The sequence below is a fragment of the Phytopseudomonas dryadis genome (genome assembly GCF_004327355.1).
GTDB lineage: Bacteria > Pseudomonadota > Gammaproteobacteria > Pseudomonadales > Pseudomonadaceae > Aquipseudomonas > Aquipseudomonas dryadis.
The window spans coordinates 1-14,502 of the sequence record NZ_QJUM01000017.1 but is presented as its reverse complement, the minus strand read 5'-3'; the positions used below and the strand labels follow the sequence as shown (position 1 = coordinate 14,502).

Annotated in this window: 16 protein-coding genes; 9 read left to right on the top strand and 7 right to left on the bottom strand. The window is 60.4% G+C overall.

The window, feature by feature from the left end; all coding sequences use genetic code 11:
• Nucleotides 1-324 precede the first annotated feature (324 nt).
• Together DNK34_RS15070 and DNK34_RS15065 are read right to left on the bottom strand one after the other, a co-directional pair.
• The gene (locus tag DNK34_RS15070; protein WP_131175937.1) at nt 325-2,730 is read right to left on the bottom strand and encodes a glucose/quinate/shikimate family membrane-bound PQQ-dependent dehydrogenase; all 2,406 of its coding nucleotides are present in this window, start codon (nt 2,728-2,730) and stop codon (nt 325-327) included.
• Nucleotides 2,731-2,902: 172 nt separating this feature from the next.
• Nucleotides 2,903-3,433, bottom strand: a complete 531-nt coding sequence (locus DNK34_RS15065) for an REP-associated tyrosine transposase (RefSeq protein WP_131175938.1) — start codon at nt 3,431-3,433, stop codon at nt 2,903-2,905.
• Nucleotides 3,434-3,764: 331 nt separating this feature from the next.
• On the opposite strand from DNK34_RS15065, the gene DNK34_RS15060 reads away from it, so the two are divergent.
• Nucleotides 3,765-4,115 (top strand): type II toxin-antitoxin system RelE/ParE family toxin, encoded by a 351-nt coding sequence (locus DNK34_RS15060; protein ID WP_278248878.1) that lies wholly within the window; start codon nt 3,765-3,767, stop codon nt 4,113-4,115.
• Nucleotides 4,112-4,432, top strand: coding sequence for a helix-turn-helix domain-containing protein (locus DNK34_RS15055; protein ID WP_131175939.1), 321 nt, complete (start codon nt 4,112-4,114; stop codon nt 4,430-4,432). The genes DNK34_RS15060 and DNK34_RS15055 overlap by 4 nt, the downstream gene beginning before the upstream one ends.
• 232 nt (nt 4,433-4,664) lie before the next feature.
• On the opposite strand, the gene DNK34_RS15050 is transcribed toward DNK34_RS15055, so the two are convergent.
• The gene (locus DNK34_RS15050; protein ID WP_131175940.1) at nt 4,665-5,108 is read right to left on the bottom strand and encodes an EF-hand domain-containing protein; all 444 of its coding nucleotides are present in this window, start codon (nt 5,106-5,108) and stop codon (nt 4,665-4,667) included.
• Nucleotides 5,109-5,595: 487 nt separating this feature from the next.
• On the opposite strand from DNK34_RS15050, the gene DNK34_RS15045 reads away from it, so the two are divergent.
• A complete protein-coding gene (locus DNK34_RS15045; RefSeq protein ID WP_131175941.1) occupies nt 5,596-5,841 on the top strand; it encodes an addiction module protein in 246 nt (81 codons plus the stop codon).
• Nucleotides 5,838-6,137, top strand: coding sequence for a type II toxin-antitoxin system RelE/ParE family toxin (locus DNK34_RS15040; RefSeq protein ID WP_165497317.1), 300 nt, complete (start codon nt 5,838-5,840; stop codon nt 6,135-6,137). The genes DNK34_RS15045 and DNK34_RS15040 overlap by 4 nt, the downstream gene beginning before the upstream one ends.
• Nucleotides 6,138-6,690: 553 nt before the next feature.
• Here the strand turns inward: DNK34_RS15040 and DNK34_RS15035 are convergent.
• From DNK34_RS15035 to DNK34_RS15025, 3 genes are all read right to left on the bottom strand, one after another.
• Nucleotides 6,691-6,915 carry an addiction module protein gene (locus tag DNK34_RS15035; RefSeq protein WP_131175943.1) on the bottom strand — a complete coding sequence of 75 codons (225 nt, stop codon included), beginning with the start codon at nt 6,913-6,915 and terminating at the stop codon, nt 6,691-6,693.
• Between the two features lie 150 nt (nt 6,916-7,065).
• Nucleotides 7,066-7,251, bottom strand: coding sequence for a hypothetical protein (locus tag DNK34_RS15030; protein ID WP_131175944.1), 186 nt, complete (start codon nt 7,249-7,251; stop codon nt 7,066-7,068).
• Nucleotides 7,252-7,664: 413 nt separating this feature from the next.
• On the bottom strand, nt 7,665-8,165 hold the full coding sequence (locus DNK34_RS15025) for a pilin (protein ID WP_131175945.1): 501 nt from the start codon (nt 8,163-8,165) through the stop codon (nt 7,665-7,667).
• A 258-nt stretch (nt 8,166-8,423) separates the two neighbouring features.
• On the opposite strand from DNK34_RS15025, the gene pilB reads away from it, so the two are divergent.
• The 5 genes from pilB (at nt 8,424) to yacG (ending at nt 13,422) form a co-directional block, all read left to right on the top strand.
• Nucleotides 8,424-10,130: a type IV-A pilus assembly ATPase PilB gene (gene pilB / locus DNK34_RS15020; RefSeq protein ID WP_131175946.1), complete on the top strand. Its 1,707-nt coding sequence runs from the start codon at nt 8,424-8,426 to the stop codon at nt 10,128-10,130.
• Nucleotides 10,131-10,132: 2 nt separating this feature from the next.
• Nucleotides 10,133-11,350, top strand: a complete 1,218-nt coding sequence (locus DNK34_RS15015) for a type II secretion system F family protein (RefSeq protein ID WP_131175947.1) — start codon at nt 10,133-10,135, stop codon at nt 11,348-11,350.
• Nucleotides 11,351-11,354: 4 nt separating this feature from the next.
• Nucleotides 11,355-12,227: a prepilin peptidase gene (locus tag DNK34_RS15010; protein WP_131175948.1), complete on the top strand. Its 873-nt coding sequence runs from the start codon at nt 11,355-11,357 to the stop codon at nt 12,225-12,227.
• A 389-nt stretch (nt 12,228-12,616) separates the two neighbouring features.
• Nucleotides 12,617-13,225, top strand: coding sequence for a dephospho-CoA kinase (coaE, locus tag DNK34_RS15005; RefSeq protein ID WP_131175949.1), 609 nt, complete (start codon nt 12,617-12,619; stop codon nt 13,223-13,225).
• Nucleotides 13,222-13,422, top strand: coding sequence for a DNA gyrase inhibitor YacG (yacG, locus tag DNK34_RS15000; protein WP_131175950.1), 201 nt, complete (start codon nt 13,222-13,224; stop codon nt 13,420-13,422). Before coaE ends, yacG begins: the two co-directional genes overlap by 4 nt.
• A 99-nt stretch (nt 13,423-13,521) precedes the next feature.
• On the opposite strand, the gene DNK34_RS14995 is transcribed toward yacG, so the two are convergent.
• The gene (locus DNK34_RS14995; RefSeq protein ID WP_131175951.1) at nt 13,522-14,211 is read right to left on the bottom strand and encodes an energy-coupling factor ABC transporter permease; all 690 of its coding nucleotides are present in this window, start codon (nt 14,209-14,211) and stop codon (nt 13,522-13,524) included.
• Nucleotides 14,212-14,502 lie beyond the last annotated feature (291 nt).

Sequence of the window (14,502 nt, the reverse complement as noted above, 5' to 3'; positions counted from 1 at the left end):
TGCGGAGAGGTGGACGGGTCGGGCCGCGTAGGCAAGCGTCGTCCACCCTACGACCATCCGCTTCTGCCTTACTGCCCACCAGGAAATATCTATCTGATAGCCCGTAGGATGGGTGAAACCCATGGCAATTGGTGGTTTTCACCCATCCTACGTTCGTCCGCTACCGCCTTGTAGCATCCTGTCAGGCGACCCTTGATCTCGCGAGCCATAACGCAGGGTGGATCGGGGCCCGTAGCCAGCGCTTCATCCATCCACCTTTGGGCCGCGATATGGGATGAAAGGAGCGCCAGCGATACGCACGGCCCCTGCGAACCTCCCCGTCGCTTACTGCTTATCCTCCGCCAACGTCCAGGCCGTTACCGAGTCACCGATTGTGGTGCCGAACGAGCCATGCCCGCCGGCCATCTGCACGACGAACTGTTTGCCGGACTTCTCCGAGACATAGGTCATGGGCGTGGCCTGCCCGCCAGCTGGCAGACGCCCCTTCCAGAGCTCCTTGCCGGTCTGCAGGTCATAGGCACGCAGGTAATAGTCCAGAGAGCCGCTCATGAATGCCACGCCACCCGCGGTCACCACCGGCCCACCCAGCGCCGGCGTGCCGACCGTGAACGGCAAGCCCAGCGGGGCACTGTCGCGACTGGTACCGTTCTTGTGCATCCAGACTTTCTTCATGGTGCGCAGGTCGACCGCCGTCACGTAGCCCCAGGGCGGCGCCTGGCAGGGCAAGCCAAGCGCCGACAGGAACGGCTCCAGGCGAACCAGATACGGCGCCCCGAGGTTGGGCTGCAAGCCGGTTTCGCCGCCACCGCTGCGCGCCTCGGCGTTCACCTCGCTGCGCTTGACCATCTGCGAGATGAACGCCAGGTAGTTGGGCGCCCCGAACAGCAGTTGACGGTTCGGATCGACCGCCACGGACGGCCAGTTGAAGGTGCCCACGTTACCCGGGTAGATCAACGAGCCTTGCAGGGAAGGCGGCGTGAAGTCACCCTCATAGCGCAGCTTGCGGAACTGGATACGGCACATCATCTGATCCAGCGGCGTGCCACCCCACATGTCCCGCTCGCGCAAGGGCTGCGCTGGCGCGTAACTGAGCGCCGATGCCGGCTGGGTCGGCGCGGTGTGCTCGCCATAATCGGTACCTTGCGGTACCGCGACCTCTTCGACGGGCACGATGGGCTCGCCGGTGCGCCGGTCGAGGACATAGAGGTCACCCCGCTTGGTCGGCTGGATGATGGCGGGCACCCTGCCTTCGGGCCGGTCGATATCCACCAGGGTCGGCTGTGAAGGCAAGTCACGATCCCAGAGGTCATGGTGCACGGTCTGAAACTCCCAGCGAACCTGGCCGCTGGCCAGATCCAGGGCGACCAGACTGGCGGTGAAGCGCTCGGCCAGCTCGGTGCGGGGAGTCGCCCACTGATCCGGGGTCTGGTTACCGGTGGGGATATAGACCAGGCCCAGCGCTTCATCCGCCGTGGCGATCGTCCAGGAGTTGGGTGTGCTGCGCACATAGGTTGCACCCGACGGCAACGGCTCGGTGGCCTCCGGGTTGCCCGGATCGAAATTCCAGACCAGCCGACCGGTTCGTACGTCATAGGCGCGGATGACACCGCCCGGCGAATCCACCGAACCGTTGTCGGTGATGGAACCGCCCACGATCACCAGTTTTTCGGTGACCACGGGGGGCGAGGTTGGCAGGTACACGCCCAGCGCGTCGTCCCCCAATCCGACCTTCAGGTCGACCGTCCCGTCACGGCCAAAATCCTCGCACAACTTGCCATCGCCAGGATCCAGCGCGATCAGGGTCGCGTCATTGGTAGGCAGGAACAGACGGCGCGCGCAACGTGCCGCAGGCCGATCCGACTGACCTGCAGAAGCAGCCGCTCCGGCATAGCGCGGGCCGTCGTGATAGGCAAGGCCGCGGCAGGTCATATGCTGGTAATGCCTGGCATCGCGGTTGATAGAGGGATCGAAGCGCCAGAGCTCCTGCCCCGTGTCGGCATCCAGGGCGATCGCAACGCTATGTGGCGTACAGATGAACAGTCTATCGCCGACCTTCAGAGGCGTGACCTGGTTGGTCAGCTCGTGAGGATCGTTCGGCCCCGGCAAATCGCCCGTGTGGTACTCCCAGGCCTTTTCCAGCTGGCCGGCGTTGCCCGGGTTTATCTGATCGGCGCTCGAATAACGATCGCCCCGCTCGGAACCGCCGTAGGCAGGCCACTCATGCGGCGAACGCGGCGCCTGCTCCAGAGGCGACGGTTGCATCTGCGCATCGCTGAACTCGCCCGTCAGGGAATGGTAGTCCTGCGTCAGGGAATAGACTGCCATCAGCGCCCCGGCCAGCACGCCGAGCCCCAGCAGAGCACTGGCACCGTCACGCCAGCCTCCGCCAGCGCTCACATGGCGATTGACGAACGGCAGCATCAGCCAGAGGCCGAGAATGCACCACAGGTCTATACGCGGTGCCAGTTGCCACCAATCGAAACGCACCTCGTAGACCGTCCAGGCCAGCGTCGCCAGTAACAGCACCCCGTACAACCCGATCGCTGCCCGGCGCCGAGCGAACAGCAACCCCGCCACCAGCAGCAGCCCCATGCCGATCGCCAGGTAATACCAGGAGCCGCCCAGCATGGCGAGATAGCCACCGCCGGCAACCATCAGCACACCCAGCACCAGCACCACCCAGGCAGTCAGGGTGACCCGCAAAGGGCGCTGGCCGTATTCGATACTCATGACGCGTTCTCCCTGGCACTCATGCCACATATCGCGATGAAAGCTCTGGAAGCAATGCCTGTTTGGTCGTCAATGGCTCCAGTGATCGGGAAACAGTGTAAGCCACCACGCAGCGTCCATTACTAAACAGAGGCGCGGAGGCTCAGCAAGGCACGCAAGAAACGGCAACCTCTCACGCATCCCCTGCAACCTCGAGCTCGGAACGGCTCGCCCGTTCCAGTGGAGACCACCCGGCACGCACGTCACGGTGAACACTCGAGTGAGGCCAATCCCGCGCCTGGCGCACCAGCCCATGCTTGAGCGGGTTGAGGTGCACATAATCGACATGCCAGCGGAAATCCTCTTCATTGCGGATCAGATGCTCGCAATAGCCACGCTGCCAGATACCGCGCTGACCTCGCGGCAGGTGCACCATCGCACGGTATTCGGCAGGCGGCAGGGCGCGGCAGAAGAATGTCTTGAGCAGGCGCCAGCGCAGTGGCCGGGCGCTATCCCCCGGCGGCAGCGTCCACACGCAGTGCATGTGCTCGGGCAGCACCACCCAGGCATCGATCACGAACGGATGCAGGCGCTGCACCCGCAGTACCGCATCGCGCAGCACCTCGACATGCCTCACCAACAGGTCATTATCGCGACGCCGCAGCAACGCGGCGGTAAAGAACCAGGTCGACCCTGGCGTATGAACACGACGGTAGTTCGGCATCCTTGCCACCCTTTCCATGTGAAAGGAGCAAGCATAGACCGCAGACCGGCAGCGTGCTTGCCGCGATCAATCCGTAGGACGTATTGGCCGAAGACCTGATCCGCCGAACGACACCGACGCCAGCACAAATCCCGAACAGCCCAACGCCCCGCACGAGTCGGGGCGTTGGGTGCAGCCGGCTACGACCCGAGGTCTAGGCGGAACTCGAAGCAGAAATCGACTGGTACGTGGCTTGCGCCCCTCCCCCTCTACAATCAATCTTACTGCGCCTTGCAATATATCCATATTGGTATAAATTAACATCCAGCCATCTCATGGAGCGAGCATTGGAATGAAGCCCTTGCACTGGGTGGGTAGCAGCAAAAAGGATCTCTTGGATATGCCCGACGAGGTACAGGACATATTCGGTTTTGCCCTCCACCTGGCTCAGGAGGGTCACAAGCATTCCCAGGCGAAACCAATGAAAGGCTTTTCGGGCGCTGGAGTACTGGAGGTTGTCGAGGACTACGATGGCGATACTTATCGAGCCGTCTACACCGTCAAGCTCGGAGCAGTCGTCTATGCCCTGCATTGCTTTCAGAAAAAATCAACCAAAGGCATAGAGACTCCAAAGCACGACCTCGACCTGATCAAATCCAGGCTGAGAGATGCGCAAGAACATGCAAAGGGCTTAAAGACATGATCGAAATCGAAGCTGGCACCGGAAACGTTTACGCCGATCTTGGCAGAGCAGATGCCAACGAGATGCAAGTCAAAGCGCAGTTGGCTGCAAAAATTGGCAGCATCATTAAAGCCCGCCACCTGACCCAGGTCGAAGCCGCCGAAATCCTGGGTCTTTCCCAGCCAAAGGTTTCCGACATACTGCGCGGAAAATTCAGAGGCATCAGTGAAGCCCGGATGATGGATTGCCTGTCACGCCTCGGCCGTGATGTCCAGATAGTGGTGAAACAAGCACCACGCACACGCAAAGCAGGACGAGTAGAAGTCGTTTTTGCGTGATCCTGCGCAGTGCAGGTGCAGAGAGTCTGCGCTATCGCGATGTGGCAGGGTAAGCGCCCTGCCGCAATCGATCCGTAGGACGTATTGACCGTAGGCGTAATCCGCCGAACGACTTCGACACCGGCACAAATCCCAAACAGCACAACGCCCCGGGCAAGGCAAGGCGTTGGTCGAAGGATGCTCCAGGCGCGCTTGACCAGGAGCAGCCTGCCTCGTCACTGCGCAGATTCTCTCAGGGCGTTACCGCCTCACCCCGAAACCGCTGCAGCTCCTCACGGGCCACTCGACGATCACCATCCGTATCGGCCAACAGCATCAAGGCGACCGAAGCCTCCACATACTCTTCTTCGGTCACCTTTCCATCGCCATTGCCATCCCAATACTCCAGCGTCTTCTGCGCCACCGAAGCCAACACCTCGGCCGGCCACACCATATCGGGGCCGCTCTCGGCAACCGTGTAGGCAGCGATCTCCTCCACATCGACCATCCCATTACCATCCCGGTCAATGGTACGGAAGGTGGCGGGCGCTGCGGCCCGGGCTTCCTCGACGGAAATCGCTCCGTCGCCGTCGCTATCCTCCGAGCGGAAAATCTCCTCTATGTCAGCCGCTGCCGCATTGGCGGCTACCAGGGCCAGCAGCAGGCCGCCGGAAAACATCCGTGCAAGCGATAACATAAAAATCCCCTATCGATGATGGGCCAAGAAGATAGCGTTGGTACTGGAGATTGCCAGATATCAACGGCATGTCGTAGATAACAACACGACAAAACTCCATGCTCGATGAAGAATTGCTCACGTGCGCCCGGTGCCTGAAGATTACACAGCTCCAGCCATACCCTAAGGCTTATCGAGGCATGCAGCCCAGCCGCAGGTGTGATCCACTACACGAAACCGGTACGACACAAACCCCAGAGATTGGATCGGCGTCCAACTTTTGGGGTGCAGTTCACGAGGCGAGGCGCTCAGGCATATCAGCGGATGCAGCCCCAGGTCGCGGTAAACGACGGATTACGCCTTCGGCTAGGCTACGCGCCCCGATCCATCTTACGGATATGAATCAGTCTTACCGCGATGATTGCAGCGGGCTCATTGACCAAATCCCCCAGACCAGGACACCGTGCTAGCATAAGAGTCAGGCTAACGAATCCTGGGAATCGAAATCATGTCCGGCGTTTCCTCTACCGCTGCCACCTTTACCAGTGAATTGCTCAAGCTCTCCCCTGCCGAACGCATACAACTGGCAGAGGATCTTTGGGACAGCGTGGCTGCGCAGCCCGACAACGCCCCGCCTCTCTCGGCACAGCAACGCGAGGAAGTACAGCGACGCCTCGACGCCTACCGTGACAAGCCTGGCGACGCGCAGGACTGGGAAAGCATTCGCAGCCGCTTATGGGCCCGCCTGGGATGAAAAGGGGTATCCGGCTACGACCCGAGGTCGAGGCGGAACTCGAAGCGGCAATCGACTGGTACGAGGCTTGCGCTCCCGGGCTTGGTAGCGACTTCATGCGAGCAGTGGAGGCGAGCCTGGCAAGCATCGAACGCAACCCGGAATATTACCAGGTCGTTTTCGACACGGCCCGCCGGGCATTACTGCGTCGCTTTCCCTACGCCCTGATCTATAGCATCGAGCCCGACGCCATAGTGATTGCGGCATGCCTGCACACACGGCAAAATCCGGAACGCTGGCAGCGACAGAACGGCTAGCTCCCGCAGGCGGGGCTACTAGAGGTGCGCGGCAAACGACACCACACCTGTAGGGCGCGTAATCCGCCGCAAGATTCGCAACAACGCAAAACCCCAGACAGCAAAACTCCCCGCACGAAGGCGAGGCGCTCTGGTATATCAACGGATACAGCAGGTTCGCGGTAAACGACGGATTACGCCTTCGGCTAGGCTACGCGCCCCGATCCATCTTACGGATATGAATCCGTCTTACCGCGCTGCAGCAATGACGGAACAATATGAGTAGTTAGCGTCTACCACATCCAGTATTGTGGTCTGCGGCGCTGATGGGCTACGGCCAGTATCTGAATCGCTGAGTGTTGCTCGCGATAGATCACATGAAAGGGAAATTTGTGCAAGACCGCACTGCGGATATCGAGCCCATGAACCACCGGTTTTTTTTGGGCTATCGCAGATCAGCTCGATGACAAGCTCAAATTCTGCAATGAATGCGGCACCGAGCCCTCGCCCCCTGGACTCATAAAACCCGACTGACTCGAGAACTCAGCCTCGGCGGTTGGATGGAACTCATAGGTTATTTCAGCAGTGTTCGGGCCTTTTCGAGCACTTGGTGCCCTGGAACCGCTCTGACCTTGTGATTATCCAGCTCTTGCGCACGCAACGCAGCTTCTGCCAGCCAGTCCTTACGCAGCTCTTCCGCTGGCGGCGAGTCCAGGCTGAGCAATAGTTTTTGCAGTAGAATCGTGCGCTCCCCTTTCGACAAGTGAAGGGCCTCGGCTTCGATCTTTTGCAGGTTCATCAGTTCGCCTCATGGTCGGCGGTTGTTGCTGCGTAGTTGTGCTGATTGCACGAGCCTAACCCGGTAAGGCAGGTAAAGGAAAGCCGCTGTCGACAGAGGACAAACAGGAAGCCAATGCGTGGAGTTGCTGGCAGCGCTTCTGAACCGACCTCAGCGACCATCAACGGGCTGGGCAGGAAACGGCAGGCGCTGCGGCCCGGGCTTCCTCGACGGGAATCGCTCCGTCGCCGTCGCTATCTCCGAGCGGAAAATCTCGTCCATGTCAGCCGCGGCTGCATTGGCGGCGACCAGGGCCAGCAGCAGGCCGCTGGAAAACATCCGTGCAAGCGATAACATGAAAATCCCCTATCGATGATGGGCCAAACAGAGAGCGTCGGGGCTGGAGATTGCCAGATATCAACGGCATGTCGTAGATAACAACACGACAAAACGCCATGTCCGATGGCGAACTGCTCACATGCGGCGGTGAATTCGGTAGAAGAACGGTGCCTACAGATTACGCAGTTCCAGCCATGCCCTAAGGCGTATCAGGACGCGCAGCCTAGCCGCAGGCGTAATCCGCCAATCGATAGCCGCCAAAACGCAAACCCAAGACAGCACAACGCCCCGCACGAGGGCGGGGCGTTGGTTGCAACATCGGAAGCAGCAGATTAGCGGTAAACGACGGAAGCGCCTTCGGCGATTCTATCGATACGTCTTACCATGCTAATTATGCAGTTATAGGTGAGCCACCCATACCACAATACAATTTAACGGCAGCTAGCAGGAAGGTACTTGTCTTCAATACCATTAGTGCTAGCTGCTTCACACTTCCAGCCACGAACAGGCTTGATGCTTGCACTAGCAAAATCCGCCGCAACAGATGCTGTAGCAAGTGTGGCATCGCTATACGGAACAAGCTGCAGAACCGTGTTACTACCCAACTGCGAAATATTACGAGCAGTGATAGTAATTACACCGGCAGTACTAGTACTGACACTTTGAACATACTGAGAGATAGGAGCAGCAACAGTGCCACCCTCACCACAACCAAAGCTATCAGCAGCAGCAGGAGCGGCTGCAAAACCGGTTTGTGATGCTTCAGAAATTGCAGTTCGGCAGGTAGAAGCGGCAAGAACTACTTCGGAAACTTTAGCGCGAGCAGTATAGTCTTGGTACGCAGGCAACGCGATAGCGGCCAGAATACCGATGATCGCCACAACGATCATCAGTTCGATGAGGGTAAAACCCTTTTGCATTTGAGCTTTCATATAACTCTCCAATCGGTTAAGTGTCAGGCAGACAGCCTGCCGTAGCCATAGCAGCAAGCATGCCAACTCTCCTGCAGTGGGTTTTATACAGCCAGATAGCGGAGCGCCGCCCACAGCCGCCATCCATTGCCTGCCTCGCCCACCCTGGCGTCCTCCATTGTTTCGCACCTTGTGACATTTTCCGTCACCAGTTCTCATCACGTTTGGCAGCCAGGGGCAACTGCGCTATAACGCCCCCATTCATTTAGCGAGGCGCCCATGAGCGACAATATTCCCCTTTCCGGCCTGGCCAGGCAGGTGGTGCTGGCCGAGCTGCTGGACGAGAAAGCCGCTCAGCAAGCGCAACTGCAAGCCAAGCGCAATAAACTGTCGCTGGTCACCTACCTCGCCCAGAACAAGCTGGTAAAAAGCCGTGCCCTGGCCGAGTTGGCGGCCGATCAATTCGGTGTGGCCTATTTCGACCTGAGCGCCCTGGACAAGGAAACACAGCCCAGGGATCTGGTCAGCGAGAAACTGGTGCGCCAGCACCGGGTGCTGCCACTATGGCGGCGTGGCAACAAGCTGTTCGTTGGCATTTCCGATCCGTCCAACCACCAGGCGGTCACCGATATCCAGTTCAGCACCGGCCTGTCCACCGAGGCGCTGCTGGTCGAGGACGACAAGCTCGGCGAGGCTATCGACAAGTTCTTCGAGTCCACTACTAGTGGTATGGAAGATCTGGCCGATGTCGACCTCGATGGCATAGAAACCGGTGCAGTCAGCGACGACGGCCCGATCAACGACGGCAGCGGCCAGGATGCCGACGATGCTCCGGTGGTGCGCTTCGTCAACAAGATGCTGCTGGATGCGATCAAGGGCGGCTCCTCGGACTTGCATTTCGAGCCCTATGAAAAGACCTACCGCGTGCGCTTTCGTACCGACGGCATTCTGCACGAGACGGCGCGCCCACCGGTTCAGTTGGCGCCACGTATCGCCGCGCGCCTGAAAGTCATGGCCGGGCTGGATATCTCCGAGCGGCGCAAGCCGCAGGATGGCCGCATCAAGATGAAAATCTCCAAGACCAAGGCCATCGACTTTCGCGTCAATACCCTGCCCACCCTGTGGGGCGAGAAGATCGTGATGCGGATTCTCGACCCCTCCAGCGCGCAGATGGGCATCGACGCCCTCGGCTACGAAGAAGACCAGAAAGCCCTGTATATGGCGGCGCTCAAGCAGCCCCAGGGGATGATCCTGGTCACCGGCCCCACCGGCTCGGGCAAGACCGTGTCCCTGTACACTGGCCTGAATATCCTCAACACCCCGGACGTGAATATCTCCACCGCCGAAGACCCGGTGGAGATCAACCTGGAGGGCATCAACCAGGTCAACGTCAACCCCAAGCAGGGCATGGACTTTACCCAGGCCCTGCGTGCCTTTCTGCGTCAGGACCCGGACATCATCATGGTCGGCGAGATTCGCGACCTGGACACCGCCTCCATTGCGGTGAAGGCGGCGCAGACCGGCCATATGGTCATGTCCACCCTGCACACCAACAGCGCGGCGGAAACCCTGACCCGCCTGCGCAATATGGGTGTGCCTTCCTTCAATATCGCCACCTCGGTCAACCTGATCATCGCCCAGCGCCTGGCGCGCAAGCTGTGCAACAGTTGCAAGAAGGAAGTGCAGATCCCGCGTGAAACGCTGCTCGAGGAAGGGTTTCCCGAAGACCGGATCGGCACCTTCAAGCTTTACGGCCCGGTGGGCTGTGAAAACTGCAAGGGCGGTTACAAGGGCCGTGTCGGTATTTATGAAGTGGTTAAAAACACGGCGAACCTGCAGCGGATTATCATGGAGGAAGGCAACTCCATCGACATTGCCACGCAAATGCGTAAAGACGGCTTCAACGACCTGCGCACCTCGGCCCTGCTGAAGGCCATGCAAGGCGTGACCAGCCTCGAGGAAGTCAACCGCGTGACCAAGGATTAACCATGGCGAGCAAAGCGATAAAGACCAGCGTATTTACCTGGGAAGGTAAGGATCGGAAAGGCGCCTCGGTCAAGGGCGAGTTGAGCGGGCAGAACCCAGCCCTGGTCAAGGCCCAGTTGCGCAAGCAGGGCATCAATCCGACCAAGGTGCGCAAAAAGGGCATCTCGCTGTTCGGCGGCGGCAAGAAGATCAAGCCGATGGATATCGCCCTCTTTGCCCGGCAGATGGCGACCATGATGAAGGCCGGCGTGCCCTTGCTGCAGTCCTTCGATATCATCGCCGAGGGCGTCGACAACCCCAATATGCGCAAGCTGGTAGACGAGCTCAAGCAGCACGTCGCCGCCGGTAACAGCTTTGCCGCTGCATTGCGTACCAAGCCGGAATACTTCGATGACCTGTTCTGCAACCTGGTGGAAGCCGGCGAACAGGCGGGCGCCCTGGAAAACCTGCTCGACCGAGTAGCGACCTACAAGGAAAAGACCGAAGCGCTGAAAGCCAAGATCAGAAAGGCCATGAACTACCCGATCGCGGTCATCGTGGTGGCGGTGATCGTCTCCTGTATCTTGCTGATCAAGGTCGTCCCGCAGTTCGAATCGGTGTTCGCCAATTTCGGCGCGGAGCTGCCAGCCTTCACATTGTTTGTAATCGGCATATCCCAGGCGCTACAGGAATGGTGGTTTATCTTCCTGATCGCCATAGTGGGGGCAGGTTATGCCTTTATCCAGGCCAAACAGCGCTCGGAGAAGTTTCGCAACAGCCTGGATCGCGCCGCCCTCAAGGCTCCGATTGTCGGCGATATCATCTATAAATCTTCGGTCGCCCGTTATGCCCGCACCCTGGCGACCACCTTTGCGGCGGGTGTTCCACTCGTCGAAGCATTGGACTCCGTAGCCGGTGCGACCGGTAACGTGGTGTTCAGAAATGCGGTACTCAAGGTCAAGCAGGATGTCACCAGCGGCATGCAGTTGAACTTCTCCATGCGTTCCACGGAGGTGTTCCCCTCCATGGCCATTCAGATGACCGCCATCGGCGAGGAATCCGGCGCCCTGGATTCGATGCTGGACAAGGTGGCCAGCTACTACGAGGCCGAGGTCGATAACGCCGTGGACGGCCTGACCGCGCTGATGGAGCCCTTGATCATGTCCGTGCTCGGCGTACTGGTCGGTGGCCTGATCATCGCCATGTACCTGCCGATCTTCCAATTGGGCTCCGTCGTTTAATCCCATGCCCGTTATCGACTTCCTGGCCAGCCAACCGCTGGCCCTAGTTCTGTGCGCACTGTTGCTCGGCTTGCTGGTCGGCAGCTTTCTCAACGTGCTGATCTACCGCCTGCCGAAGATGATGCAGCGCGACTGGCGTATCCAGGCACGGGAAATACTGGAGCTCCCCGCGGAACCCGCCGGGGCGACCTTCAACCTGGTGCTGCCCCACTCCACCTGCCCGCAGTGCCAGCACGAGATCCGCCCGTGGGAAAATATCCCGCTGCTCAGCTACCTGTTGCTGCGCGGTAAATGCGCCAGTTGCAAGACACCGATCAGCCTGCGCTACCCGCTGGTCGAACTGGCGTGTGGACTGCTGTCGGCCTATATCGCCTGGCATTTCGGCTTTACCTGGCAGGCGGCGAGCATGCTGGTGCTGACCTGGGGTCTGCTGGCGATGAGCCTGATCGATGCCGACCACCAATTGCTGCCGGACGCCCTGGTGCTGCCGCTGCTGTGGCTGGGCCTGATCGTCAATTGCCTCGGCCTGTTCACCAGCCTGGAGGACGCCCTCTGGGGAGCCATCGCCGGCTACCTGAGCCTATGGTCGGTGTACTGGCTGTTCAAGCTGATCACCGGCAAGGAAGGCATGGGCTACGGCGACTTCAAACTGCTGGCCATGCTCGGCGCCTGGGGCGGCTGGCAGGTGCTGCCGCTGACCATTCTGCTGTCCTCTCTGGTCGGCGCGGTGCTCGGTGTGATCATGCTCAGGTTGCGCAACGCCGAGACCAGCACACCCATCCCATTCGGCCCCTACCTCGCCATCGCCGGCTGGATCGCCTTGCTCTGGGGCGAGCGGATCACCGGAACCTACCTGCAGTTCGCCGGGTTCAAGTAAGTATCCCCAATACATTTGGCCCGCAAAACATCGGCTTGCCCTGCCCCTGTAGGAGCCGCGCCCCGCGGCGATTGCGGGTCGCACCACGGATTTTGTCGGATGGCCGCCATCGTATCGCGCCGGGGTCGACGCTCCTACTTGTGAACCCTGACTCCGAACGGGCTCTTGCAGGCCAAGGAGCAAGACGGTATCTACGGGATGCTATTTGAAGGGCTTAGCCGAGCTCATCAATTAATCGCCGCTAAAGCGCCTCCCACGACAGCCGTCTCTACGCGAAGCCCAGCGAGCCTACATGCCAGCCCCCTGCACTCGGCCATCATTCGCCAGCAGCGGATCGCTCCTTTACAATTGCACTCCTGTTTTCGGCATATGTGGGCCACACGCAGACCATGAAACCCTGGACGCTCGGCCTGACAGGCGGCATCGGCAGCGGCAAGAGCGCTGTCGCCCAGTGCTTCGTCGACCTCGGCGTGCACCTGGTGGATGCCGACCATGCCGCACGCTGGGTCGTCGAACCCGGGCGCCCGGCTCTCGCGGCCATCGTTGCGCACTTTGGCGAGGAGGTACTGCAGGCGGACGGCCAGTTGAACCGTGCCGCCCTGCGCGCGCGAGTGTTTGCCAATGCCGAGGAGCGCCGCTGGCTGGAAAGCCTGCTGCACCCTCTGATCGGTCAGGAAATCAGTCAGTACCTGACGCGCGCGCAATCGCCCTACTCGATTCTGGTGTCGCCGCTGCTGATCGAATCCGGCCAATACGCCATGACCCAGCGCGTGCTGGTGGTCGATGCGCCGGAACACCTGCAGGTGCAACGCACCATGCTGCGCGACCAGAGCTCCGCCGAACAGGTGCAGGCGATCCTCGCCGCACAGGCCAGACGCGAGGAGCGGCTGCGCCACGCCGATGACGTATTGGTCAATGACCGCGACCTGGCCTGGCTGAAAGCTGAAGTCGAACACCTGCATGCCTTTTATCTGACCTTGAAAGGAGGCCAACCATGAGCACCCCGACCCTCGTTGCCTGCCCGACCTGCGCCGCCCCCGTGGAATGGGGCCCGCAAAGCCCGAGCCGCCCGTTCTGCTCGGAGCGCTGCAAATTGATCGACCTCGGCGCCTGGGCGGCCGAGGAACATGCGATCCCCGGCAACCCGCTGGAAGACGACCTGTTCTCCGACGACCTGCCGCCACGCCGGCACTGATCCTGCGCAGAAAGCGCTGCATCGACAGGTGACTGTGTCGCTGACGTTTGTTTCGTTTGTCCGATAGCTTCTCATACCGTAGCGACCGGGCATGTGCTCTCAAGGCGGATCCTGCCCGTCCTTCCAGGGCGCCGAGAGATAGCGGCTGCGATTGAAGGTCTCCAGCCATTCCGGGCAGAACACCACCAACGCGGTCACCAGCATGCCGTTGACGAAGGCCTCCGGGAACAGGATCAGCCACAGATAGCCGAACCAATCTGCGCCCCAGAGCGGCATCGTGAAGAGTCCGCCATGCCAGAGCAGGGCGAAACCGAACACGGCACACGACAAGCCGGCCAGGGCCGCCGGGAAGAAACCACAGAAAAAGATATAGACGAACAGGTTACCCGGCTGCGCTCGCTCGACGCGTAGCGCGCAGACTTCGGTAATCGCCACGGGAATCGCCACCAGCAGCAGACCATTGGCGCCCAACCCGATCCACTCCTGACGCCCCAGCGCCAGAAGCCCCAGCTGTGCGCAGAACCCGGCCAGCAGCGCCAGTGGCCAATCGAGCAACAAGGTAACCGCCGTCATGCCGAGCAGATGATAGGAGAGACCGACATCGAAATCGCGGCGCACCAGCCACAGCAGGAACAACCCCAGCACGGTGCCGAACATCAGGTGCTGGCGACGCAGATCACTGAACAGTTCCAGCCAGGGCGCGCGCCACAGCGCCCATGACAGGAGGCCGGCATACAGCAGCCAGCCCACCAACAGGCTGCTTGGCGCAAGCAACTGGGGAGCGATCATGAGCTGGACTCCAAGCCGGGCATCCGTACTCTGCAACAGACTGCGCCACGGCCGCATTGACTCACACCATCTTCGCCATCGCCGCAGGTCGTGGCCTCTACAGAATTGGCCCATCTCACAAAATCGCATCACGGCCACTATTCGCCGCGGGGTCGCGACTCCTACAGGTTCGCGGCCAATCATCGTTCGGGCAGGAGCGTCGACCTCGGCGCGATGCCATCGTGGCCATCCCGCAAAACCGCGTCATGGCCACCAATCGCCGCGGGGTCGCGACTCCTACAGGTTCGCGGC